The sequence below is a fragment of the Komarekiella delphini-convector SJRDD-AB1 genome (assembly GCF_014831675.1).
Lineage (GTDB): Bacteria > Cyanobacteriota > Cyanobacteriia > Cyanobacteriales > Nostocaceae > Komarekiella.
In genome coordinates, this window is record NZ_VJXY01000034.1 from 24,540 (window position 1) to 48,395 (window position 23,856).

Sequence of the window (23,856 nt, forward strand, 5' to 3'; positions counted from 1 at the left end):
TTATTTTATTATAAAAATATTTGGTATAACCCAACGTGTAGAGACGTTGCAATGCAACGCCTCTATATGTTGCGTTGCAACGTCTTTACTACCGGATTAATTTAAAGCCAATCTCGATAAGCGGAGATTTCATTCACACTAATTTCAAACGGCATCCCCTTGCCAAATGGCGGATAAACCCGGATTTTAGCATTACTACTAAACCGCTCTAATCGATTCCCTAACTGGGGAATATTGCTGACTATATGCCAGTAAGATACGATGTCAGGGCAATCAATTATTAGTGTTAAAGTGGTGGCATTTGTTGTGAGATACCACTGACAACTAGACAATAGTACTTGAGTAATGCGATCGCAGGCTAAATAAAAGCATCTGCCAGTAGATTGTTCTAATTCCAGACGCATCATTCCATCCTGTTTTGTCACCTCAATTGGTGGCAAATCATCTGGAGGAAGTAAGGACATTTTAGACATAATTCCGCACCTCTTGGTTGTAGCGCGTCAAACTCTCAAGGTTTTTTTGCAGATTAAAAGATGAGGGTTTGAGTGCTAGCGTACCTAAATTTAATTCATGCTGAAATTTCTTGATTTTGTCGCGACAAGTTGCTACATCACCGATGATTGAGTTCTCAATCAAATAGTCTTCATCAAAACAGATATTTGTGCGATCAAATGGCTTTTGGTTGGAATTCGCACTATTCTGCATTAATTGAGCCGAGTTGGCTGTCATTTTCTGGCTGAATTGGCGAATGAAAGGCAAAGCTTCACTCACTGCTTCATCGGATGTTTTACCAACATAAAAGAAGCGTGCCAGCATCAAATTTTCAGCGCCACTGGAATTTAGAGCACGATATTTGGCAACAGTATTCTTCAATCTCTCCAGGGAAAACGGCGGCCCTCCCATCAAGCTGAAGGAATGTTTGGCGGCAAACCCGATACCTTCATCATCACCACTAGCAACATACACCGGAATTTGTCGCTGTAAAGGTTTCGGGTAAATTGTCAGGCGATCGCATTGATAATATTGTCCGTTAAATGATACATCAGTTTCATATAAAAGCTTCTGAATCAATGCGATCGCTTCTAGTGTCTTAGCGCGAGATTCACTCGTCGGTGTGGCAAAATGCTTGTTGTGTTGAGGAAACGGCCCACCTTTAGCAATTCCAAACAACAATCGTCCATTGCACAGGTTATCCAGCGTTGCAATGTCCTCTGCCACTGTAATCGGGTTATGAAACGCTAGCAATACTGCTGCTGTGCCTAATTGGATAGTTGAGGTAAGTCCCGCCAGATGCGCTATCAACACCAAAATTGACGGGCTGAGATTCAATTCATTAAAATGATGCTCTGTAACCCAGGCTTCTTCAAAACCCAGGCTTTCCACATGTTTTACCAGCGTGGCTTGCTCAAATATGGCGCGACGAGCATCCTGGTGTTGATTTTCGTAATTACAGAAAAGTCCGGTTTTCATTATTTGCAAGCACTATTCTACGTTGCAACCCACTGCAACTCTAACCATAAGCGTGGATTGTTTTGCTTGAGCTTCGACATAGGGTCACGCAACAATCGTTTGGCATTCATGCAGACTACCTGCATTAGACCCATGTTGTCTGCTACTTCTCTGAGTATTTCTTTTTGAGCTTGCACACAGGAAATCATTTCGTCAGAACAATAAATTCCTATGTATTGCAACCGTCTAGCAGGTCGTCCCCAGAAACAGGTGATGACTTTCACATAACACCCGTCTAGTAATTCTCCAACTTTTGGATAGTAATGGTTGACGACTCTTGTGAATTCTTTGGCTAAGATGTCTTCAGCAATCATTGGAACTGATATTTCTGTAGCGTCCATCACGCTATTTAATATAACATAATTTTGTCATTTAAATATAACAAAACAACCTATTAATCTTAAATAAAATATTAATTATTATTGTAGGGTGGGCATTGTAATGCCCACCCTACAAACAACAAAGAGCGGTGATTCTAAATTTTGAACTTTTAATTGTTATTATCGAGCATTGCGTTCTGAAACTAAAACCTCTGCTACGATATCTGGTACATTTACAAAGTCCAGAAAACCTTCGGAACCACGAATTGGTGAAATAAATGTATAGTTAGGGTCACACACTCCATTGTCATAGACTTGAATAAACCATCTATCTGGAAAACCTTCTACACCCAGTTCTACGATGTACCAGCTTTCACCAATCAGGCGAGAGTTAAAGATTGTGAACCACTCTCTATTCTCTTCTGAAATGTTCCAATCTGCCATGAGAAGCTCTAACGCTATTTGTCCTGCATCAGTTGAAGTCAATAGCATTTTTACTCCTTATTAGAAACTTCAGTGGAAACTTCAGGAACTTCAGGATACAATCCCAATTGCTTAGCTAGTTCACGCCCCACAAAGAATAAAAACTGAGCGCCATCTTGATTACCTTCATGGGCGAACATAGTCGCTACTTGTAACATTGTCTCTACTAAACCAGAATCAATCAATTCTGGTTTAGATTCCAAAACTTCTGGCTCTTGACCATTGGGGCATTTAAGTAACTCATCAATCAGATTAAAATACAGTTGTTGGCGTTGTTCTGTCATGGTAATTTTGTTGATTTTGAGAGAAGTCTAAGCACTAACAGTCAGTGCTCAAAACTTCAGTGGTTACTGCTCGATACTTTGCTGCCAAAGTCTTTCCAACATTTCGACTTGTTCTTTTAAAACAGCAGCGCGGTAAAAAAGATACCTGTCATAAAAAATAATCCCTAACCCAAGACAAATAGGGGTCAAAACGAAAAACCATTGCAGGATAGTGGCAAGTTTATATTGCTCAGCAACAGTTAGCATTTGATTAACCACATTGCGGTCAGAGGGTTTTGTACTAGCTTGAGATTGAGAGAAATGTGTACCATTTGGCTGAGGAGTCCAGGTACTACTCTCATTAACTTTGCATGTTAAATTCTGTGATTCTACTAAGTTTATATGTCGTTCCCAAACCACACCAAATACTACTAGCTCTGGAGAAAGCACTACTAAAGTAACTACACAAACTGTAAGAACATTTAAAAGTTTGGCTCTCATTTAGGCTCTCCCTTGCTAGGTAGTATGCACCCAGTAAGAAAATAACTTTTACAATTTATCTAAGTAGCTATCTGTATGTACTTCTCAAACAGTTCTGATACTAAAGATATGTGTAAATGGTAATTTGTAAAATTGTTAGTTGTCAGTCATTTCTCTGATTAGTACTGACTACTAGCCATGAATAAATTACCTACTTTCTCACAAAAGTAGAACTATAAGGTCAGAGCTAACGCACTCAGATACTAGAATGTAGTTTCTCCTACTGTTAAAAGAGGGATTAAGAAGTCCCCCCTTGTTCACTAAGCTTTCGCCTAGGAATTTCGGGGGGTAGAGGGGAATCTCTGCGTAAATCCTATACGTTTTATATCAGTCCCCTCTCCACACAACAGTTTAGCTGAATCGAATTAAGATTATTAAATTCATTAAAACAGTACTCAAAGCCTACGATTCTCACCTGATAAGTCTTTTAAAAAATCGTTGGGGTATGGGTGCTAGTATTTTTGGGTTGGGGTTCTAGTATTTAGGAAGTAGGGTTCTGGCGTTTGCAGTACTCAACTCAAAGCATTACAGGAACTAGTACAGGACTGTTTTTTTCTAATTATTTTGTAGTTAAAACCTGTACTCAAAAAACATATCTGTATCTCTCGGTAAATATATATGCAATCACAATAAAAAGCAATTAAATTTGCCAAATTAATTCACGTTTCTATCACAAATAAAAAATATTAAAATATAGCTGCTAATAGTTCTGCACATTATCAAGGTTGATTTCTCTAATCCTTGGTGAGTAACCTGTAAACTCAGGAAGCTGAGCGCGAAAGGCAATGTTAAGCAATGCAATGGTAAAATATAAGTACGGCGATGAAACCACAGACTGAAACAAAATGAATGGGAACATCTCACAAAAGTTCCTCCTAAACTTCTAGATTTTGTAGTTTAGTTAAAATCTATAGTTGATGCACTAAGTTGTAATAAACTGCAAATTAAACAAACAAAATATTATTGTATAAGTAAATACTCTGCACTAAATTGAGAATTCTAGGGGTGAATTAATGAGAATTGCTAAAGACGTAACAGAACTTATTGGAAGAACTCCTTTGGTTCAGCTAAATAAAATTCCTCAAGCTGAGGGAGTAGTAGCGAGAATAGTTGTCAAACTAGAAGGTATGAACCCAGCTGCTTCAGTAAAAGACCGTATTGGGTTGAGTATGGTACTCTCAGCAGAAGCAGAGGGTTTTATTGAGCCTGGAAAAACTATTTTAGTAGAGCCGACCTCTGGTAATACCGGGATTGCTCTAGCGATGGTAGCAGCAGCGCGTGGCTACCGTTTGATTTTGACTATGCCAGAGACGATGAGCCAAGAACGACGAGCTATGCTCAGAGCCTATGGTGCATCTTTACAGCTGACACCTGGTACTGAGGGAATGCGGGGAGCAATTCGCAAAGCCGAAGAAATTGTGGCGAACACTCCCAATGCTTATATGCTGCAACAGTTCCGCAACCCAGCTAATCCCCAAGTTCACCGGGAAACCACCGCAGAAGAAATTTGGGCTGATACAGATGGGGAAGTGGATATCGTTATTGCTGGGGTAGGTACTGGTGGAACGATTACCGGGATTGCAGAGATACTTAAAGGGCGCAAGCAGAGTTTACAAGCGATCGCAGTTGAACCCAGCAACAGTCCAGTACTCTCTGGTGGTGAAGCCGGGCCCCATAAAATCCAAGGTATTGGTGCTGGATTCGTCCCAGATGTGCTGCGCCTAGAACTGGTTGATGAAGTAATTAGAGTCAGCGATGAACAAGCGATCGCATTTGGGCGACGGCTGGCAAAAGAAGAAGGATTATTATCTGGTATATCCTCTGGTGCAGCTTTGTGTGCCGCCATTCAAGTAGGTAAACGTCCAGAAAATGCCGGTCGTTTAATCGTGATGATTCAGCCTTCCTTTGGCGAACGTTATCTCAGCACACCCATGTTTCAAGACTTGACTTTAGAGCCTGCTGGTGTACGTTAATGCTAAGTTGCATAAAAAAGATTCTGAACTAGCCCCTTAGCCCGCCTAGGAATGAATTCCCAGGCTAATAGCTTGAGTCTTCTTAAGAAGACTTAAGCTATTAGCCATAGGTTTATAACCTATGGCGGTTGTTGGGATTGGTGTAATATTACGGTATAGTTGCCCCTCATCGGCTAATGTTTACACTTACCTTGCTGATGGTGGTGTTCATGATCATGATCATGACCGTGGGCACAGTTTTGTAGATCCTGCTTCATGAGACTTTCGCTCATTTCTTGCAAGGACTTATCCACAGGTTTTAAGCCAATCCAAGCATCAATCTTCTCGACATCAAAACCCACCTCGCGGCGTAGGCTTTGTCCGTCGGAGGTATCGCCGACTTCTATTAAAGGACGGCGAATTAACATCGGATCTTGCAGCATCAGCACTAAAGCTGTTTGTGCATCAAGTTTTTCGGGAACTACCTCACCAGATTTTACCCGTGGAGCAGAACGATTGAACCATTCGACTACGGGGCGATCGCCAAAAAATGAGCGCAAACGTTCGACTGTCCAAGGTTCTGTTAGCAAGTTCTGTGCTACCACCTCATGTCCTGCCGCTGTTAGCAAAACTTTTTGCTTGATACCACCTTTACAGCCTGGTTTGCTATAGAAAATTACTCTTGCCATTCAACTGTCTCCTAGTAGAATACAGGTTGTTTATAGAGGCACACAAATCTGCGCCTCTACCGCGTATTGCATTCAAGCAAGAACCACCATAGTTAGAAATTTCTAGCACTATGTTTGACCGGATCAAACTCGAATCTTTCTTTAGGATCAGTTTCCCCATAAATATTAAAGGTAACAGTTGGTTCATCACCCACTGCTTGCACACTGTGAATTGCATCTGGAGTGAAGCTAATAATATCTCCAGGAAATAGAGTTATCTCTCCTGTCCGTTCGATTTTATCTTCACATTCTGGGTTGTGAGTGCGTTGCCAAAAAGTATTTTTTTCCTGACCTTTTAACACCGCTACTATTCCCCACGTCCCATGATTATGAATAGTTGACATCGTTCCCGGTGCAAATGTTACTGTTTGCACTGTTAACGGAAAACCTAATTCATCGTATAGGAGTACAACAGAGGTTCCTGTATTAGGAGAAGGCTCTAAATATTGACTTCGTACCCAGTACGAATTCACAATCAAGCGCCTTACCAACATGCGGATTTCTGGCAAACAACTTGATTCGTCATTTGCACTATTAAGAACATCTTCCACCTCAGTTAAAAACCGATAAAGACGATAATTCTCTCTCAATAAATCCCATGCTCTTACTGATTTACAGGCTTGATACTGACCGTCTCCTGTTAGTAGCCAATCCCTACCTTTCATAACCTTTAAAACATCAGTTGAGAAGATTGAGGCAAAATAAACGGAGGCGGGGGAGAGAAAGAAGGAATATTTGTTGTGTAAGGAGGCACACTACCAGCTGGTAAAATAGGTAAAAGAGGAGTACTAGAGTGACTAAATGTGGAGAGAGGAAGATAGAATGATAAGTTATTCATGACTGTTGATGGTTGATTCCTGACTAAATTAATCGTCTTCTTCTGGTGGACGTGTCAAAATATCCAGAAGTATGCCGGCTCCGAAATCATTTTTGGCATCAATCTCCTTAACTCTGCTACTTATCTCTTTGGCTTGGTCTATTTTTCCTAATTTTGCTAAAACCAATCCAGAAGCAGCATAAGCATTTAAGTACAATCTGATTTGGGCTTCTTCTCGCCGCTTAATTAAAAGTGGCTTAAGCGTTAACCAATCATCAGGAAGATTTTCTGCTAATTTAATTTTATCTATTAATTTGATTGTTGTTTGTAGTGCAAGTATATAATTATTTTTATAGTAGAAAAATCTATATGCTGCTACCAAAACATCTGTATTATCACCAGTTTTGGCTAAAGCTTGTTGAATATATTTTTCGGATTCTGATGTATTTTCCCAAGTTTGTGCTGCTAATATAAGTAACTCTTTAATATCATCAGGAACCTGAAACCATGAGAAGCGATTTGCATCAACTTGCATAATTATTTGGAGGCTGGGGACTGGGGATTAGGGGCTGGGGACTGGGAAGTGAGGATTAGGAATTAGGACTAGTACCTAGGAACTAATAGGACTTACGCAATAACTCTCTCTTCTCTACGAGACGCTCCGCGTAGCTTGCTTCTTTGCAGGAGTATGCTATCTTTGCGTCCTTGGCGGTAGCCTGCGGCAAGCCTCTCCGCGTCTACGTTTTTCCATAATTTTGCGTAAGTCCTGACTAAATTATTCCCAGTCCCCAATACCCTATGCCCAATTTAAAACAGCGTGAGAATATACACTAAGGTAAACAGAACAATCCAGATAATGTCTACGAAGTGCCAGTAAATTTCTGCCATTTCGATGAAAGTGTGATTTGTTGCAGAATAAGTACCAGGACGACGCGATCGCCACAACACACCTAAAATCAATAACAGTCCCACAAAAACGTGCAAACCGTGGAACCCAGTCATGATATAAAAGCAGTTGGCGAATACATTGGTAGTCAGACCATATCCTAAAGTTGAGTACTCATAAGCCTGACCAAGCAAAAAAATTGCGCCCATGATTGCAGTAATTGCATACCAAAACTGCATTCCTTTGACGTCATTCTTTTTAATCGCCGTATCACCGAAGTGAATGACGAAACTACTCGACACCAGAATAATGGTGTTAATCGTTGGTAACAAAAGCTCTACTTCAGTTCCTTCGGGAGGCCAAACGTCTGTCATGCCTCGAAAGAACAAATAAGTGGCAAAAAATCCCCCAAACATTAGGGATTCAGAAGCGAGGAACGTTAACAGTCCCCAGACTCTTAGATCTGGATGATGTTCGTGTCCTGCACTGTCGTGTTCGTTCGGCGTTGTAGCTATAGTCATAGATTTATTGACAATATTATCCGCTGTGCCTGTAGTGGAAGCTGTAGAGTGAGGACTACTAGTCCTGTAAAAGTTGGGTTTTACCTCTCTTCTTCAAGGTGAGACGCTTTGAGACTTACTCCCCTTCCCTAGAACTACGGTGTACACACAAGTCTTCTAACATTGCTCCATAAACTTTTGATCCCCCCAACCCCCCTTTTTAAGGGGGGCAAAAACCTTTCAAAGTCCCCCTTTTTAAGGGGGATTTAGGAGGATCTACAACGATTTTGGTTTTGTACAGAGATGTGTATACACCGTAGTTCCCTACAAGGAAAGGGGTTGGGGGTTAGGTCTGTAGTGGACTCAACTGCAAACTGCTATAGTTGTTGGCAGTCGTGCAAGATTTTAATTTAACCAAACTCTTCACTTGTTCAAGAATTCCAAGAAATTCTGAGTTTTGTGTTCCGAACTCGGTCTTTCGTGTTCCGAACTCGGTCTTTCGTGTTCCGAACTCGGTCTTTCGTGTTCCAAACTCGGTCTTTCGTGTTTCAAACTCGGTCTTTCGTGTTCTGAACTCGGAGTTTCGTGTTCTGAACTCGGAGTTTCGTGTTCTGAACTCGGAGTTTCGTGTTCCGAACTCAGTCTTTCGTGTTCTGAACTCGGAGTTTCGTGTTCTGAACTTAAATGAATAGAAGTTGCAGTTACCTTGACAGGGATAATAGTACTCACTCTACTAACTAAGCACTAACTTCCGGCGTCGCAGATGGCTGTACTTCATTACTTTGATCATGACCATAGTCATAAGGGCCATGAGTGACAACAGGTAACACTTCCCAGTTTTCGATGGCGGGTGGTGAGCTGGTTGTCCATTCTAAAGTCAAAGCTTGCCAAGGATTATCACCCGCAGGTTTGCCTTTGCTCCAACTGTAGAGAATGTTGATAGCAAAAGGAATTACCGATATCCCCAAGACAAATGAACCAAAGGTACAAATTTGATTGAGGTCGATAAATTGAGGGTCATACATTGCCACTCGTCGCGGCATTCCTTGCAAACCCAACTCGTGCATGGGTAGGAAAGTCAGGTTAGTGCCGATAAAAGTGAGGACAAAGTGAACGCGGCCCCAAGCTTCATTCATCATCCGTCCAGTAATTTTGGGGAACCAGTGGTAAATACCGGCGTAAATGCCAAACACGGAACCGCCAAACAGGACGTAGTGGAAGTGTCCTACTACATAATAGGTGTCGTGGACGTGAACATCAAAGGGAGCTGTTCCCATTGTCACGCCACTTAAACCGCCCATGACAAACATGGACAACAAGCCAATGGCGAAAAGCATGGCGCTGGTGAAGCGGATTTTACCACCCCAGAGGGTAGCAACCCAGCCAAAAATCTTGACGCCAGTGGGAACCGCAACGATGAGAGTAGAGATAGTGAAGAACATCCGCATCCAACCGGGTGTACCGCTGGTAAACATGTGGTGTACCCAGACGAATAAACCGACAACGCAGATGGCCACACTAGAATAAGCGATCGCTTTATAACCAAAAATCGGCTTACGGGCATGAACTGGAATCACCTCGGACATAATGCCGAAGATGGGCAGAATCATTAAATATACTGCCGGGTGAGAATAGAACCAGAACAAGTGTTGATAGATAACAACGTTACCGCCGGCATCTGGTTTAAAGAAGGATGTCCCAAAGTTGAGGTCAAATAACAGCAAGATTAAACCCGCTGCTAATACGGGTGTAGAGAGCAACGCCAGGATAGAGGTTGCCAAGATTGCCCAGCAGAACAATGGTACTTGATCCCATTTCATGCTAGGAACTTTCATCATCAAGATGGTGATCACAAAGTTCAGTGAACCCAAAATCGAGGAAGTTCCCACCAAAACGATCGCAAGTATCCACATTGTTTGAGCAATGGGTGCTGTCACTAAGCTTAAGGGTGGGTAAGCTGTCCAACCAGATTGTGAACCACCAAAGATGAAACTACCTAAAATTAGCGCCCCTGCTGGTGGGTTTAACCAAAAGGCGATCGCGTTCAGCTTCGGGAAAGCCATATCTCTAGCGCCAACCATCAGCGGCACTAGATAGTTGCCAAATCCCCCAATCGCACTCGGAACAATCCACAGGAAAATCATGATTGTCCCGTGATTCGTCATGAAAGCGTTATACAGATTGGGGTCGAGCAAGTCTGCATCTGGTGTTGCTAACTCGGCGCGAATAGCGATCGCCATCAATCCACCGATTAAATAAAACATAAACGCCGTCACTAGGTATTGAATACCAATAACCTTGTGATCAACATTAAATGTAAAGTAATCCTGCCATTTCCACGCTTTGGGATGGGAGGCGTGAGCAACAACCATTTCCGGCTTCTTCCCTTCTGGTGGCGTATTCCGTGGAAATTCTACTTTTGTCATATTTTTTCACCGCTACGCAAAGTCCAGGGTCAAATGTCCAAAGTAATTAAATTTGACTCTTGACCATTGACTCATGACTCTTGTACAGACGCAATTAATCGCGTCTCTACTCTTGACCAATGACCATTGACTCTAGAGTTACTGCACTAATTCCCATATCGTGGGTGTGGGGAGCGAGAAACTCGGATGTAGATAAGTCAGAAGGGTTAACAGCAACAACTTGATGTCCGTCTTGCTGTTGAGCAATCTGGTTTTCTGTCCGCCAGCTATCATATTCTTCCGGCGTGTGGACAACTACCTGTGTCCGCATTGAGCCGTGATAACCACCGCATAGTTCAGCACACACTACAGGATATGTACCTGGTTTGGTAGCGACAAATCGCAGTTCAGTAGGGATACCGGGAAGCGCATCTTGCTTCAGCCGGAAGTTTGGAACCCAAAATGAGTGAATCACATCCTGTGCTGAAAGATTGAGTTGTACATCAGCACCGACAGGAACGTGCAATTCCCCAGAGGTAATGCCACTATCGGGATAGTTAAATATCCAAGCGTACTGTATCCCTTTAACATCAACAACCAAGTCGGCTTTTTTACCTTGGGTTGTGGGAGATGCACCAATACCAATTGCTGGAGCAACTGTTGCTTGAGAGGTGTCATTTAAGGTAGCCGCAAGAGCACTACCTGGCATGTGAGCAATATGAGCTGAGGAATGAGGATGACCCGCAGGCTCAAAGCCTCCCATTCGGTTAAAAACATCTACACTGTAAATTCCCAACCCAAGCACAATCAATGTTGGGATTGCTGTCCAAAAAACTTCTAAAGGTAAGTTGCCTTCAATTGGTGCGCCGTCAGTATCGTCACCCCGACGGCGACGAAACTGAATCAAAAAAACCACAATGGTTCCTTCTACCACCAAAAACAGAGCGATCGCAATGGTAAACATGATATTGAAAAATCCGTCTACCAAAGGCGCTTGTAGCGATGCTTGCACCGGCAGTAGAGTGTGATTTTGACCAATCCAAACGCTAATAGCTGTGACTACTATCCCAGCAATCAGAGTCCATAGTGAAACAGGAATTTGTTGCATACTGCTACCTGCTCTGTAAAACGTCTTTAAAGGTACTGGGATTTGTGATTGGGGATTGGGGACTGGGTACTGGGGATTGGGTATTGGGAAGAATTTAGTTCCCAGGTACTAGTCCTAATTCCTAATCCTCACTTCCCAGTCCCTAGTCTCTAGCCCCCAGCCCCTAATCCATTTTGTTTTCACTTATTAACTTTCTAACGCGCACTAAAAAAAAAGGGGGGAAACTTCCAGATTTTTTCATATCTTTCCCCCCAGTAAATTACAAATTATCTTTCAACTCCTATGAAAAAGGAGCCTTCTTTTTACAGAAAAGCTTGTTGTTCTTAGAGGACACTTTTAGTCCTAATATTGATTAGGCTATATTAGCAGCAAGTTTAAATTTGTTAATAAGTAACAATTTGCGATTTACGGATTTGTTTACTGTGAACTTTTGGATTGATTCCGGTAAATACTTAGCATTCCCCTCTAGTTACCTTGCTTAGCGCAATCGCGCTTTCTGTTAAAAGTGCCTCCTTGAACAAACAACAAATTTGACTAACTCCAACAACCTTAATTATTTAATGCAACATGGGTGTAGCAATTCTTCGGACAAATCCGTGAACAAGCTTCACAACCAATACAATTTTCTGGATAAGCTACTGCCATTACTTTTCTTTCAATTTCTTCATCATCTTCGTCCTCTACAAATTCTCCTTCTTCGTTAAGTGCTTTTAAACCCAGCACATTATATCCACATACTTTAATACATCTGCCACAGCCGATACATTTGTCCTTGTCAATTTCTTGAGCAAATTTTGGTGTCCAAGTCTTACCGCCAAATGTCAAACCTGTTAGTTGTGCCATGAAATAATCCTCGGCAGTTTTGCCTATTAATTTGTTTGTACTTTTATCTCATCGTATCCTAATATTTTCTGTTTTTGATGTTAGATAATTACTTTTTTCTCATCAAATTTTGATATTTTTAAACACAATTTTGCGTGGTTTTTTCAATTTAGTTCTGTAGATGAAATTTATTGCCAATAACTATTATAAAAAGGCGTCGGGAAAACCCATTCTTTCTCGGTAGGTGATGAAAGACACCTTTTTAGGCCGTTGACAGTTGACGGTTAACGGTTAACAGTCAACTGTCAACTGTCTTTCGTGTTATCCCATCCACTTGGCGGGGTGGGATGCTTAAGTAGTGTCAAGCAGTGCTGTTAGCGTAGCGGGACGTAGCACGTAATGAGAGCTGTTTTATGGTAATTCAATCAAAAACTCCACGCCACTTGCTCTCTGGAGTTTGCCGCCGACTTTTGAGTAACTAACACTATTTATGACGAATGCAACTTTAGCTATAAGGTAATGATATTAATTTTCAAGTTTTCCTATTTTTAGGCAAAAGCATGTAATAAAAATAGTATTTCTATATACAAAATTACATGTTTATTAATTACATTTTTATCTATGCAATGTGTATTAAAAAAGCAATTATCATTACTATAGCTTTCATTGAAATATCTATAGTAATGTTGACAAAGTAAATATTGTTTTTGCACATTAATTCACCAAACAAAGCTCAGTTAACTAGGATAAAAACTGTAACCTTGATAGCAGAATATTCATCACTATTAAATATTAAAATTATTAATAAATCAGATGAATACTAGTCGTAATAACTTTAAATGGTTTCCAAAAATACTTTGGCTAAGGTTTTGTAGTCAAAAAGAGATTGTTCATGAAATACCTATTTAAGGAAATGTTAAGAATGATTTCTAAGCTCATTGTGAACAAACTTATTAGTTTATTTGTGAAATGTATAGTTAATAAGAAGTAATATTAGGCTCGGCTTAAAAGACTTAAATAGCTACCAATTGAATGCGAAGTCAGAATATGGATGTGAGAAGTTAGTGGGGTGAGAAAAGATTATTCTTACCTAAAAGATAATTTGGTAGCGAGTCACGAATAAACAGGACACATTCCAATACCTTTCGATTAAGGGAGAAAGGTGGAAGGAAAAGGGTTTGAATTTACCCTTTACCCTTTACACTTTACCCTTTACCCTTTTTCCAGACTCCAAGTTAAGTAATTAGACTTATCCGAAAAGTATTGGGACATATCCAGGGGAGAACTGAGCCTGTCATCTCAACGATTAGAGTGGGAAAAGAGCCACATGCCTTATACAATTCCTAACAACAGTTGCGTTGGATGTGACAATTGCCGTCCCCAATGTCCTACGGGTGCAATCAAACTAGAAAACGATGAATACTGGATCGATCCTTTTCTGTGTAACAATTGCGAGGGTTATTACCCAGAACCGCAATGTGTAATGGCTTGTCCAACTAAGTCTCCCATGCCCTTGCAGGCGAAGAAAGGGAGATGCAAAGTTGAGCCGAGAGATGCTACTAGTTCAGACTTGTTTTCTAATGGCAAGAATAATCCATTCGCTTCAGCGATCGCTATTTGGGAAGCTTGTAACGTACTAGCTCAACGAACATCCTTGCATTGGGAAAGCGATGAAGAAGGTTATCTGTCTTATGGCCGACAAGTTAACCAAGGACGTGGAGCGATCGCCTTTCATATCCAAGATCCATTCCAAGTTAGCGGAAGGAGTACAGACTTAGGAGCGATCGAAGCACTGGACATCAGAGCCGCTTGCATCCATCTGATTTTTGCAGCTTATGCCACAGCCTTAGATCAGCCTTGGGAGCAGGAGTTTAGCATTGACGAGCGGCAAATTGAGAAATATTTGGGGATGGAGAAACGCAAAGACTTGAGCAAAAATGCCAAGTTGGCTTTAATGAAAAACATTGTGCAGCAAGCTTGCTCACTAATCATCTCCATTGACTGGCCGCAACAAGGACGAGTTAACGGATTCTCAGTTAAACAAAGTCGCTTGTGGCATTTGGTTGATGTTCAGCACCACTTCCAAGAAGATAATCAGGGATGTAAATATCTTATTGGACTAACTTTTAAAGTAAAAGCGGGTATATGGGCACAGTATTTCTTAAACAAACAAGCATGTAAAGAGCGAACCGCATTCTATCAATACGGCAGTCTACCCAAAACGCTGTTAACCACAGTCATGAGCATTTGGCAGCAACATGAAGGAGCAGTAAGACTCATGCTGTGGTTGCTATTTAAAACCAAAATGGGTAAAGAACAACGCATCACTGTTCCTACCCTACTACGTGTTGCTTACGGTGAGGAAAAAGTCACCTTAGCATCTCGACAACGAGAAGAACGCAAGCGCCTACTGCGAACTTTTGAAAGTGATTTGGAAGTTCTCAATCACTATGGAATGAAGCCAATTTTTGATCCAGTTACTTACCCAATAGAAATTCAACCTTTGTGGGCCAAATTAATTGATCTTCCCGAAGATCCAGATGAAGCGTTAGAATTTTGGACTAATGACGGTGGTGGTGAAACCCGCCTCACAGACACAGGCCCCCGTGGGAAGTGGAATTTGCTGATGAATGCCCGGATTTTAGCTTTTGAACTACCAGCAGAATGGGAGCAGCAAATTTCAGAATCGGAAAAAAAGCAGCGGCGAACTGCTAGAACCAAAAGGAAGCCCAAAGCTACAGGCGATTTGCTGGGTGAGCAGATTTTGCAAGCGCGAAAAAATCTAAATCTCTCCCAACGAGAATTAGCAAAGCTCACAGGTAAGAGTCAAAGCTGGATTCGAGACGTGGAAAATGGTCGCTTAAAAGCCAAGTTAGAAGACCAAGTACTACTACGAAAAGTACTAAATATGGCTTAATCTCGATATGTAATTTGGATTTGGGATCTCTAAGTAGCGAATTAAATTCAAAAAACTCTGCGCCCCTTTGCGCTTTCCTTTGTCTTGAAAAGTTTCCTACGCCGGGAAACCCGGCTTTCCTTCGGAACGCTTATGCGAACGAGGAACTTTCCGCTGCGTACCTCTGCGTTTAAATTTTAACTCTCAAGTCACTAAGGTTTTATTCCAAGCTGTACTAAGTAGAAGGACTAGATTAAACCTAACTTGAACCGGGTTTCGACTGCGCTCAACCCTCTTGTTGTCAGGCTGGCGAGCATTGACCGAACTTGTGCTGAGCGCAGTCGAAGTAGTCGAAATGCGTCTTATAAATAATTGTGTCCACCTACTTAACAACAAATCCAAAACTCAATTAATTATGCAAAATCATCAGCTACTACTAAGATTACTAGTAGATGTATACCTCTTTAATTATCTGGTGTAATCCAGATTTTTATACGCTACAAGTTTCCACTTTCTTAGAGGTAAGACACAGATTAGCTACAGCATATTTAATTACTACTGATTCTTGTGTTGCATTGCAAGAACTTTTCAGTCGTTGGGTTTTGGTTCCATCTTTTACAAGTTTTGCTTGGCAGGTGTAGAGAGAACCAGAAGGTTTTTTAAAACTTAGCTCAGCTTGCATCGTATTATTGTCTAAACTTTGCTCTAGGATTTTGCCTGTTACTTTGTAGTTAAACCAATCCCATCCGTGGCTAAGGATTAGTTCTCTTTCTAAAATTTGAAGTGCTGTAGGCAAAATTCCCCAGCCTCGATAGACTTTATTCAAGCACTGAATATCGCCAGTACGCGTCAAAATCGATCTAAATGAATCTTGCTCAAGAGCACCGTAGTATCTTCCTTCTGGCAAGTCAATCATCGTTGGCGCAAACCTATGTCCACCAAAATGGGTCGATTTCCAAATCCGCACATTGTCCAAGCACAAATCAGAAATAGTAGCTATAGCTTGGAAGTAAAAAGGATTTCCATATCTGGCACAGCATTTATCATGATTACCGTGGGTACAAACTAAAATATCTCTGGTTACACTATTGTCTACTTGAGAGTCACAACTCATACCCCATAACCATTTTTGCACAACCGTTGCTACTTGTTCAATATTTGCTAGTTTAAACTCTTGCTTGCGGTATCCATTACTTAGCCCCTCTTGTTTTTGATAAATCAAAAGAGTGGTATGGTCTGCTTTATGTGATAAATCATTAGCAATTAAGAGAAATCTGATTGGTAGTTTAGCACGCTTCACTTCATCTACCAAAATCCTCAAATTCTTTGGTACCCATTTAGAGTTAAAAACTTCTGATATCCAAGGTGGAGGGCACTCAATTAAAATATAAGTTTGTTCATTGGTCGCGCTGCCAATAAGATCTTCTCCTGTTTGTCGTGAATAGTCAGAACAAAAAAAAGTATCCATTTAACTGTACTCATGAATTGATTTTCTGGACAAAGGGAATGAGAAAACTGTAATTGTGTTCTGGACAACAATTTCCTTAAATCAAAGAGATACTAAAGAACAATATACATTTTTGGTTTAAAACCAAGTAGCCACTTTATAACATCATTTACAGCTAATGTCTTGCCGATTAATAAACTCTCTATAATAGAGTCAAACAGATATAAGAGAGATTTTTGCGTACCGACAAAGTTAATTTTGTATCTGTTTTTGCATGGAATTTGAGAAATGATTACTCTCTGAGAATTGGCTTTTTAAACTTGGTTTTCAGAATAAAATCAAATATATTCAACCCTGTGCGATCGCGTCAAAAGCATCAAGTAACTAGCTTGATTAAAATTTTTATGTAGCTAATATTACTAGTAAAAATTTTACCGACAACAAGGTACTTATTTAAAGTTTTGTTTAAATTATCTACATATTTAGTTACATCTCCGGTTTATATACATAAAGGCGTACTTCTACACTACTCTTGTGAGGAATGCATTAATGCAAGATAGGGAAAGACTTGATTAATGGTAATGACTTTAGCGAACCAATTTTGTTTTAAGATTTCCACGCTATCTGCTTTTAATGTATCTATTAATGCACACATCTTGCAAATTATTCTCAACTATTCTCGAAAAAATAAAAATAGTTGGGTTAGGTGTAAATACTTTGGTACTTCATACTCTATGCAAAATAAGTTAATGAACAAGATTAGTGACTAATCATTAATACGTCACTGAAATCAGCATTAACAAATCTGGAATTTACCCTGTTACCTAACCTAACTTCCTGAAAATCATATCAGGGTTTGATTCTAGGCATCTGCTTTGAATGTAACTGAAGTCAATAACAAATGCAAGTTTTTGGCAGTCTTTATGACTTTTGGTACAGTCTGTAACTTCCTGGAGATTTATGAAATCAAGTTGAGCAGGCATTTATATAGCGGAGATGGTTAACTAGAACAAGTATTAATGCTTTCCTAATTATAGATAATTTTTCGCATTTGTGACAAATTGTCGTCACTAGTCTGAGTCACAAGCTCAGGTATGACGCAACTTCATCAAACATCAGAAAACTAGATGATAAAAATAGGAACATTCTGATGCTTCAACTGCTGAAACAAATAAAAGGCGCGATCGCTTAATGCAATTCTTTGAATTACGCTAGCTTTCACATAGTATTGTAAGGTGTGTTAGATATTACAAATTTATTGTTTTTACCACATAGCACCATGATCATCAAGCAGAAAAAGAAGAAATTGGTTACTGCTATAAAAGTTATTTCTATATTTTTTATAGCTAGTGCAATTGGATGGGAAGCAGGAAATATCTACGCTATCTTGACTAATCAAAAATTGCCCAATAGGTTCAATTTTATTTTTTGGATAGAACGTTTTGCTCTTGTGGCGCACTTAATTGAGGGAATAGCAGCAGCTTTTTATGCACCCTCAAAAAGAAAGAATTCAATTCAATATGGTACTTACACGTTTTTCGTAGGTACGGTAGGGTTATTAGAATTATTTGAAGAAAAGAACGGTAATTTAATTAACAATTAGTGAATAATAAATAGTTGATGGTTGATGGCTGATGACTGATGTAGCGTTTCCTAGTCTGCTGAGTTACAAATTTATCAGTGTTTATCAGTGTTTATCTGTGGTTAATTACTTCTTTGTGTACTTCACCAAATGAGAATCGCCATAACTGTTTGAAGTGTAAGATGCTATCTTCATGCAGCAGCTTGCTCCTTGTTCAACAACTGCAACCACTGAACGAGTCTTTGACGCTGAGCATCATTTACCTGAATACTTGCTGAGCGTAGGGCTTGGCGCGGGAAAATTGCCCGTAAGTCAGCCAGCATTTCCAGCGATTCGCAAGCCTCTAAACACTCGGCAATATAATCAATTGATTCCAGGGTGAGCCATTCCTGAGTCGCCTCAAAGTCGCAAATATGATGCTTCATAAGGAGTGAAATCACCTTTTAGTTCAATCAAGAGCTTATTTTTTGAATATTTAGACTAAGCGATCGCGATCAAAGTAAACAAAGACAAACCGTATTGCCCTCCTTATTTTAGAGCACGAGTGTGGCTTGTGTAGATAGATACCCAAAAATTTTTGGAGGAGAACCCAAATACACAATTTTCCTCTCAGAAAAAACCAAGCGGTTGTCTTTTGAACTACCTGGAAGATAAAAAGCTCAAAAATCCAGGTGATCGCACTTAACCAAGCGTATTGCACCCCTGATACCAATTCACGAAAATCTTGATACATATAGATTTCTTGTAGAGGCACGGCAATGCTCATACGTGTTAACTTCAGCTCAAACACTCAATTTACCGTCGTTTTAGATCCCCCAACCCCCTTGATAAAGGGGCATTCGATTCTAGTTCCCCCCTTTCCAAGGGGGGTTAGGGGGGATCGAAAATCTCGGTGGTACATCGAAAAATTTTCACTGTTCTTATCAGACTAGGCTTTTACGTTAAGTTGACACGTATGGGCAATGCCGTGTCCCTACCAACGTATTTGTATCATTTTTAAAGTTAAATGGTATGACATGCTTTATCATGACAAAGCGTCGGATTCAGTACACCCTGAAACTCCAGCAACTAAGCCTGTTTACAGATAATATACTTCGGTACACTCGCAACAGTAGAGCAGAGACACTGGTGATGAATACTAATGCACTTCAATAGCTAAGGCAACCAAAGAACAAGAATAATGGCTACAAATTTTCATAGCAATTCACAATCCTCAGATATCTCAACTCCTATCACTCGTATAGCAAAGCCAAATTCTGAGTTCTACTCTATTTTTTCTGAACAAGAAGTTTTAGGAATAATTAATGCATTGGAAGTTAGACGAGAAATACCTCTAAAGTACTCTTATAAAGGTAGAGGTGCAAAAATTTGGGATAATTTTTATCTAAAATATATTATTCCTAAATGGTATCGGACAGCAAGTGTAGAAATTGATTTTTTATCAAATAACTTTGAATACATTAATGGTAATATTCAAAATTGTGAAAAAGTAAATATTATCGATGTAGGCTCAGGAAATTCATATCCTGTTAAAAAGTTTATTTATAGACTGCACCAATTGCAAAAAATTAATAAGTATATTGCGTTAGACATTAGTGAAGAATTACTGAATGTATCCAGAAAAAATTTTAGTAAATGGTTTCCACTAATTGAGTATAAAAGTCAGACAATTGACATAGAAAATAGTTGTATTCCCCAAGATTTGTTAAATGGTAAAAATAATACAGCAAATATAATTTTGCACTTAGGTGTAACAATTGGCAATCATCATCATAGAAATAGAGTCCTCAAAAACTTTCGAGATAGCATGAAGAAGAATGATTTTTTGGTGTTCACGAACGAAACTGGTTCTAACTCTAAATGGGATGGCAGTGTTAGAGGGGGCTGCAAGTATCATGCAGAAGAAATATATGGATGGATTAAAAACAAAATTGGGATTAGATCTGAAGATTGTGAACTTGTAAGAAAGTATGATTTAGAAACAGATAGTGTAGTTGCCAATTTGAAACTCCATCATAATTACACTATAAATTTCTGTTCTCAGAGAATAAATAAGAATCTGGAAATTTTTAAAGGTGAAGAGATTACTATTTGGAGACATCATAAGTATGAAATACCCGAACTTCTCCAAGAAATAGAACAAGCTGGACTAAAACTTGTTCACTATAGTACTGACAAATACTTATCACGGATCATAGTGATTTGTGAAATTGCTGATAACTAGTGGTTTTGAGAAGTTCGTAGTAAGCACTTTAGTGCTTAAAAAATCAATAACTAAAGTCCTTACCCTTCCTTACGGGACGCTGCGCTAACGTTAGTCGCTCATGGGGGAAACCTCAAGAGCGCGCTAACTCACCACAAACACAATAACCATCAAAATAGATTTAGAAATCGAACGTAGTCCGAATCACACCGACATACTGCGAATCATTGTTGCTGTCGTTTTCTGGGTTGAGAATTACCCACAAACCAGGAGTCACTGAAATGTTGTCGTTCACTCGCCAGCGATAAAATGCTTCAATGTGGTAGGAGTTGTCACTTTCTTCACGAACATCACTGTTAGACACACGCGGAGGTAAACCAAAGAGAATTCCCGGCAGATTGCCCTTACCTCCCACATCTGGAAACGACATACCGATCGCCCCAAACCAGACATTGGCATTGTCACCATTGTTTATGAACAGAGAATCTGTTCCACCTCTGCCATTGGAAACGTTGCTAAAACCAGAGTTCTTGGCAGTTGCCCAAATGTATCCACCCCAAGTGTGGATCTGGAAATGTGGAGAAAAGCGATAATATCCCTGTATACCTAGAATGTTGTTGGAAGTAGCAATACTGTTGCCAAAAGGAGCGCCTGAAAGGAGGCTACCTGTCCCAGATGTGATATCAATAGAGCCACCGGGGGTGTAGCCATGAGAGAAAGCAACACCAACAGATCCTTGTTTGCCATAATACGTCAGGTGTGCCAGAGCGTTGTAGCCGCCATCAAATAGCCCGTTTCTCGCCAGTGGAACATTGGCATTGTTTGCTAAATAACCCAAGGTGAGAACTAAATCATTGGTGATTTTCCAGTTAGCAGCTGCACCACCACCACCCCGCCGGAAAAGGGGACTGTATGATCCAAAAAGTGAGGGAACCCCGTTACCATCATCAGCGATCGTTGCAGGAGTTACGGTATCTGTAATATCGGTGTAGCCTATACCCGTAGGCCCAACAATAAAGGAAAGAGAATCACTGACTGGGAAGTAGTAACGGATGTGAGGAATAAAAAGTCTATTGCTGCTACCACTATCGAAGTTTAGCCGCGTCATCCCCGTACCCGTCGCGGACGCAATTTGGCTTGTACCATTGGAATTTAAGAAGTTCCCGAACTCCAGGCGCACACGTAACAAATCTTTGCCTGTAAAGCTACTCTCAAAGTTGAGACGGCCGCGATCGGCAAAGTAGATTTGAGATTGATCGCGTTCGCCACCTACTCTACTGCCAAAGGTATCGCTCACCGCAGTAATAATTTGAGCATTCAGTCTAGTAGTAGTGGAAAACTGCTGCTCCTCCAGTGTCGCTGCACGTGCCTCCAGCACATCCACCCGCCCACGCAGAGTTGTTAATTCTGCCGCAAACTCTTCTTGTAACTTTTGCAGGATTGTTAAGTCTTCTTTTTTGACTAAATCATTCGTACCCACAGCAATCAATTCGCTGACTCGATCCATGCAAGCATTTAAACCAGCTGCAAACTCGTAACGGCTCAAAGCGCGATTGCCGCGATAGGTGGAGTCAGAATAACCTATAATACAGCCGTAGCGTTCAACCAGTGATTGTAGTGCTTGGAATGCCCAATCGCTCGGTTTGACATCGGAAAGCTGGGAAACAGAAGTAACTTGTGCTAGCCCGCTGTCATCAGCATCTACTGCACTAGAATTATCCTCTGAAGGTGTTGCCCAGACTGCTGGAACTGCCAAAAATAGTAAGAAAAAGCTATGAAAAAGAATTTTGATCATTGAATTTTAACTTAAAAGGAATAGGACATAAGGCAATACAGTTCAGTTAATAATTTCTTCCTCCTCTTTGCGCCCTTCTCTGACGAGATGCTGCGCTTAGCTTGCTTCTTTGCAGGAGTACGCTTCCTTGGCGATTAGTTAAAAATTAGACTTCTTGCATAAGTCAAGATTTATTAAATCGAACCACAGATGCACACAGATGAACACCGATATTTATCTGTGTTTATCTGTGGTTATTTTTGGTTTTATTCGCATTTTTGCAATAAGTCTATTGAATTTGACAAAGAGTTTTAGCCTTAACTCAAGCGTATTGGGGCATAAGGAATAACACATAGGACATCTGCTTACTCTTATTAATGCCCATGCCTCAATTCGCCATACAAAAAAATTATGCTCTTAGCTTGAAAAATTTTCTCTGGTAGAAGAAACCCGCCTACAAAACTTTTCGCTTATGGACGTAGTTTTTTACTGAAACGAAAGTTTGTATTTGGTTGTTGTCTGATATTTTTCGCCAGGATGTAGTATTACAGACGGGAATGCAGACTCATTGGGGGAATTGGGAAAATGCTGCGTTTCTAAACATACTGCTGCATATTTTTCAATTACTTTGCCGTCATCAGTTTTAAATGTGCCATCTAGGTTTTTGCCTGAATAAAACTGTATGCCAGGCTGGTCTGTAAATACCTCTAATTTTCTGTCACTTATATCGTCAGTTAATATTGCGATCGGGCTGACTAAATCCTCTTTTTTATTCAACACATAATTATGATCATATCCACCAACTTCGTTAATTCTTACACCAATTTTTTCAGGTTGTTTAAAATCAAAGGGAGTACCTATTACTGATTTTATTTCACCTGTAGGAATACTATTACTATCTGTAGGCGTGTAGCTATCTGCATCAATCATCAGGGTATGATTTAAGCTTGTATTGCTGACATCGCCTGTTAAATTAAAATAAGAATGATTGGTCAAATTAATCGGGGTCGATTTATCTGTTTTGGCGTTATATTCAATTCTTAGTTCGCTATCGTTTGAAAATGTGTAACGAACTGTAACTTCTAGATTGCCAGGATAACCCTCTTCTCCATCCTTACTCAGATAGCTTAGTAGTAATGCAGGTGTATCGCTATCGATAATTTTTGCATCCCATACTACTTTGTCAAAGCCTTTGTTGCCGCCATGTAGATGATTTTCGCCATTGTTAATAGTTAACGAATAGGCTTCTTCACCAATCTTGAATTTTCCTTTTGCAATTCGATTGGCAAAACGACCAATCAAAGCCCCAAAATAGGGTGGTTTTGCTAAGTAGCTTTCTAAATGATTATATCCGATGACGATACTTGATTTGTTTTCATTTTTATCTGCTGAAATCCATGCGGTAACAATACCTCCATAATTGGTGATTTTTACTTGCTCGCCTTTTATGTTAGTAAATGTAAATAGATAAACTGGGCGATTATCTACTTCACCAAAATTCTCTTGAACGATACTAAATTTGGGAGTTGTGTTGTTGATATTCTTATCTGATTGATTAGGGTTTGACATGTTTGCCGATGTAGAAATTATTTGGCGTTACTAAATACGAGTATGAGAATCT

At 40.1% G+C, this 23,856-nt stretch carries 22 protein-coding genes; 4 read left to right on the forward strand and 18 right to left on the reverse strand.

Annotation, left to right across the window (positions count from 1 at the left end):
- Nucleotides 1–101 precede the first annotated feature (101 nt).
- From FNW02_RS25010 to FNW02_RS25035, 6 genes are all read right to left on the reverse strand, one after another.
- The gene (locus tag FNW02_RS25010) at nucleotides 102–473 is read right to left on the reverse strand and encodes a hypothetical protein (protein ID WP_191760190.1); all 372 of its coding nucleotides are present in this window, start codon (nucleotides 471–473) and stop codon (nucleotides 102–104) included.
- Nucleotides 466–1,470: an LLM class flavin-dependent oxidoreductase gene (locus FNW02_RS25015; protein WP_191760191.1), complete on the reverse strand. Its 1,005-nt coding sequence runs from the start codon at nucleotides 1,468–1,470 to the stop codon at nucleotides 466–468. Before FNW02_RS25015 ends, FNW02_RS25010 begins: the two co-directional genes overlap by 8 nt.
- Before the next feature lie 17 nt (nucleotides 1,471–1,487).
- Nucleotides 1,488–1,850, reverse strand: a complete 363-nt coding sequence (locus FNW02_RS25020; protein WP_191760192.1) for a hypothetical protein — start codon at nucleotides 1,848–1,850, stop codon at nucleotides 1,488–1,490.
- A gap of 159 nt (nucleotides 1,851–2,009) precedes the next feature.
- A complete protein-coding gene (locus FNW02_RS25025) occupies nucleotides 2,010–2,321 on the reverse strand; it encodes a hypothetical protein (RefSeq protein WP_162397547.1) in 312 nt (103 codons plus the stop codon).
- 2 nt (nucleotides 2,322–2,323) lie between these two features.
- Nucleotides 2,324–2,596 carry a hypothetical protein gene (locus FNW02_RS25030; RefSeq protein WP_191760193.1) on the reverse strand — a complete coding sequence of 91 codons (273 nt, stop codon included), beginning with the start codon at nucleotides 2,594–2,596 and terminating at the stop codon, nucleotides 2,324–2,326.
- 63 nt (nucleotides 2,597–2,659) lie between these two features.
- Entirely contained in the window at nucleotides 2,660–3,076 is a 417-nt protein-coding gene (locus FNW02_RS25035) for a hypothetical protein (RefSeq protein ID WP_191760194.1), read from the reverse strand.
- Nucleotides 3,077–4,128: 1,052 nt separating this feature from the next.
- On the opposite strand from FNW02_RS25035, the gene cysK reads away from it, so the two are divergent.
- Complete coding sequence (gene cysK / locus FNW02_RS25040) at nucleotides 4,129–5,088, forward strand: cysteine synthase A (RefSeq protein ID WP_191760195.1); 960 nt, start codon at nucleotides 4,129–4,131, stop codon at nucleotides 5,086–5,088.
- Nucleotides 5,089–5,261: 173 nt separating this feature from the next.
- Here cysK and FNW02_RS25045 read toward each other — a convergent pair whose 3' ends face one another.
- From FNW02_RS25045 to fdxB, 8 genes are all read right to left on the reverse strand, one after another.
- Nucleotides 5,262–5,756 (reverse strand): ArsC/Spx/MgsR family protein, encoded by a 495-nt coding sequence (locus FNW02_RS25045; protein WP_191760196.1) that lies wholly within the window; start codon nucleotides 5,754–5,756, stop codon nucleotides 5,262–5,264.
- A 92-nt stretch (nucleotides 5,757–5,848) separates the two neighbouring features.
- On the reverse strand, nucleotides 5,849–6,460 hold the full coding sequence (locus tag FNW02_RS25050; RefSeq protein WP_191760197.1) for a cysteine dioxygenase family protein: 612 nt from the start codon (nucleotides 6,458–6,460) through the stop codon (nucleotides 5,849–5,851).
- Between the two features lie 201 nt (nucleotides 6,461–6,661).
- Nucleotides 6,662–7,147 (reverse strand): hypothetical protein, encoded by a 486-nt coding sequence (locus FNW02_RS25055; RefSeq protein ID WP_191760198.1) that lies wholly within the window; start codon nucleotides 7,145–7,147, stop codon nucleotides 6,662–6,664.
- A 272-nt stretch (nucleotides 7,148–7,419) separates the two neighbouring features.
- Nucleotides 7,420–8,019, reverse strand: a complete 600-nt coding sequence (locus FNW02_RS25060; RefSeq protein ID WP_191760199.1) for a cytochrome c oxidase subunit 3 — start codon at nucleotides 8,017–8,019, stop codon at nucleotides 7,420–7,422.
- Nucleotides 8,020–8,421: 402 nt separating this feature from the next.
- Nucleotides 8,422–8,727: a hypothetical protein gene (locus tag FNW02_RS25065; RefSeq protein WP_191760200.1), complete on the reverse strand. Its 306-nt coding sequence runs from the start codon at nucleotides 8,725–8,727 to the stop codon at nucleotides 8,422–8,424.
- A gap of 8 nt (nucleotides 8,728–8,735) precedes the next feature.
- On the reverse strand, nucleotides 8,736–10,424 hold the full coding sequence (gene ctaD / locus FNW02_RS25070) for a cytochrome c oxidase subunit I (protein WP_191760201.1): 1,689 nt from the start codon (nucleotides 10,422–10,424) through the stop codon (nucleotides 8,736–8,738).
- Between the two features lie 106 nt (nucleotides 10,425–10,530).
- A complete protein-coding gene (locus FNW02_RS25075; protein WP_191760202.1) occupies nucleotides 10,531–11,511 on the reverse strand; it encodes a cytochrome c oxidase subunit II in 981 nt (326 codons plus the stop codon).
- Between the two features lie 549 nt (nucleotides 11,512–12,060).
- Complete coding sequence (fdxB, locus tag FNW02_RS25080; protein WP_191760203.1) at nucleotides 12,061–12,354, reverse strand: ferredoxin III, nif-specific; 294 nt, start codon at nucleotides 12,352–12,354, stop codon at nucleotides 12,061–12,063.
- A gap of 1,306 nt (nucleotides 12,355–13,660) precedes the next feature.
- On the opposite strand from fdxB, the gene FNW02_RS25085 reads away from it, so the two are divergent.
- Entirely contained in the window at nucleotides 13,661–15,250 is a 1,590-nt protein-coding gene (locus FNW02_RS25085) for a helix-turn-helix domain-containing protein (RefSeq protein WP_191760204.1), read from the forward strand.
- 469 nt (nucleotides 15,251–15,719) lie between these two features.
- On the opposite strand, the gene FNW02_RS25090 is transcribed toward FNW02_RS25085, so the two are convergent.
- Nucleotides 15,720–16,697, reverse strand: coding sequence for a sucrase ferredoxin (locus FNW02_RS25090; RefSeq protein WP_191760205.1), 978 nt, complete (start codon nucleotides 16,695–16,697; stop codon nucleotides 15,720–15,722).
- 1,216 nt (nucleotides 16,698–17,913) lie between these two features.
- Between FNW02_RS25090 and FNW02_RS25095 the strand changes: the two genes are divergently transcribed.
- Entirely contained in the window at nucleotides 17,914–18,279 is a 366-nt protein-coding gene (locus FNW02_RS25095) for a hypothetical protein (protein ID WP_348535443.1), read from the forward strand.
- Nucleotides 18,280–18,449: 170 nt separating this feature from the next.
- Here FNW02_RS25095 and FNW02_RS25100 read toward each other — a convergent pair whose 3' ends face one another.
- Nucleotides 18,450–18,683, reverse strand: a complete 234-nt coding sequence (locus FNW02_RS25100; RefSeq protein WP_191760207.1) for a hypothetical protein — start codon at nucleotides 18,681–18,683, stop codon at nucleotides 18,450–18,452.
- A gap of 755 nt (nucleotides 18,684–19,438) precedes the next feature.
- Between FNW02_RS25100 and FNW02_RS25105 the strand changes: the two genes are divergently transcribed.
- Nucleotides 19,439–20,482, forward strand: a complete 1,044-nt coding sequence (locus FNW02_RS25105; protein WP_191760208.1) for an L-histidine N(alpha)-methyltransferase — start codon at nucleotides 19,439–19,441, stop codon at nucleotides 20,480–20,482.
- A gap of 160 nt (nucleotides 20,483–20,642) precedes the next feature.
- Here the strand turns inward: FNW02_RS25105 and FNW02_RS25110 are convergent, their stop codons facing one another.
- Nucleotides 20,643–22,256, reverse strand: coding sequence for an iron uptake porin (locus FNW02_RS25110; RefSeq protein WP_191760209.1), 1,614 nt, complete (start codon nucleotides 22,254–22,256; stop codon nucleotides 20,643–20,645).
- Nucleotides 22,257–22,721: 465 nt separating this feature from the next.
- Nucleotides 22,722–23,804 carry an aldose epimerase family protein gene (locus FNW02_RS25115; protein WP_191760210.1) on the reverse strand — a complete coding sequence of 361 codons (1,083 nt, stop codon included), beginning with the start codon at nucleotides 23,802–23,804 and terminating at the stop codon, nucleotides 22,722–22,724.
- Nucleotides 23,805–23,856 lie beyond the last annotated feature (52 nt).

What these genes read in the sequence shown, in the direction of transcription:
- FNW02_RS25030 (WP_191760193.1), bottom strand. Translation starts at nt 2,596, where the DNA reads ATGACAGAACAACGCCAACAACTGTATTTTAATCTGATTGATGAGTTA.
- FNW02_RS25055 (WP_191760198.1), bottom strand. Translation starts at nt 7,147, where the DNA reads ATGCAAGTTGATGCAAATCGCTTCTCATGGTTTCAGGTTCCTGATGAT.
- FNW02_RS25100 (WP_191760207.1), bottom strand. Translation starts at nt 18,683, where the DNA reads ATGAAGCATCATATTTGCGACTTTGAGGCGACTCAGGAATGGCTCACC.
- FNW02_RS25115 (WP_191760210.1), bottom strand. Translation starts at nt 23,804, where the DNA reads ATGTCAAACCCTAATCAATCAGATAAGAATATCAACAACACAACTCCC.
- FNW02_RS25035 (WP_191760194.1), bottom strand. Translation starts at nt 3,076, where the DNA reads ATGAGAGCCAAACTTTTAAATGTTCTTACAGTTTGTGTAGTTACTTTA.
- FNW02_RS25045 (WP_191760196.1), bottom strand. Translation starts at nt 5,756, where the DNA reads ATGGCAAGAGTAATTTTCTATAGCAAACCAGGCTGTAAAGGTGGTATC.
- cysK (WP_191760195.1), top strand. Translation starts at nt 4,129, where the DNA reads ATGAGAATTGCTAAAGACGTAACAGAACTTATTGGAAGAACTCCTTTG.
- FNW02_RS25090 (WP_191760205.1), bottom strand. Translation starts at nt 16,697, where the DNA reads ATGGATACTTTTTTTTGTTCTGACTATTCACGACAAACAGGAGAAGAT.
- FNW02_RS25085 (WP_191760204.1), top strand. Translation starts at nt 13,661, where the DNA reads ATGCCTTATACAATTCCTAACAACAGTTGCGTTGGATGTGACAATTGC.
- fdxB (WP_191760203.1), bottom strand. Translation starts at nt 12,354, where the DNA reads ATGGCACAACTAACAGGTTTGACATTTGGCGGTAAGACTTGGACACCA.
- FNW02_RS25110 (WP_191760209.1), bottom strand. Translation starts at nt 22,256, where the DNA reads ATGATCAAAATTCTTTTTCATAGCTTTTTCTTACTATTTTTGGCAGTT.
- FNW02_RS25025 (WP_162397547.1), bottom strand. Translation starts at nt 2,321, where the DNA reads ATGCTATTGACTTCAACTGATGCAGGACAAATAGCGTTAGAGCTTCTC.
- FNW02_RS25020 (WP_191760192.1), bottom strand. Translation starts at nt 1,850, where the DNA reads ATGGACGCTACAGAAATATCAGTTCCAATGATTGCTGAAGACATCTTA.
- FNW02_RS25105 (WP_191760208.1), top strand. Translation starts at nt 19,439, where the DNA reads ATGGCTACAAATTTTCATAGCAATTCACAATCCTCAGATATCTCAACT.
- FNW02_RS25060 (WP_191760199.1), bottom strand. Translation starts at nt 8,019, where the DNA reads ATGACTATAGCTACAACGCCGAACGAACACGACAGTGCAGGACACGAA.
- FNW02_RS25050 (WP_191760197.1), bottom strand. Translation starts at nt 6,460, where the DNA reads ATGAAAGGTAGGGATTGGCTACTAACAGGAGACGGTCAGTATCAAGCC.
- ctaD (WP_191760201.1), bottom strand. Translation starts at nt 10,424, where the DNA reads ATGACAAAAGTAGAATTTCCACGGAATACGCCACCAGAAGGGAAGAAG.
- FNW02_RS25010 (WP_191760190.1), bottom strand. Translation starts at nt 473, where the DNA reads ATGTCTAAAATGTCCTTACTTCCTCCAGATGATTTGCCACCAATTGAG.
- FNW02_RS25015 (WP_191760191.1), bottom strand. Translation starts at nt 1,470, where the DNA reads ATGAAAACCGGACTTTTCTGTAATTACGAAAATCAACACCAGGATGCT.
- FNW02_RS25075 (WP_191760202.1), bottom strand. Translation starts at nt 11,511, where the DNA reads ATGCAACAAATTCCTGTTTCACTATGGACTCTGATTGCTGGGATAGTA.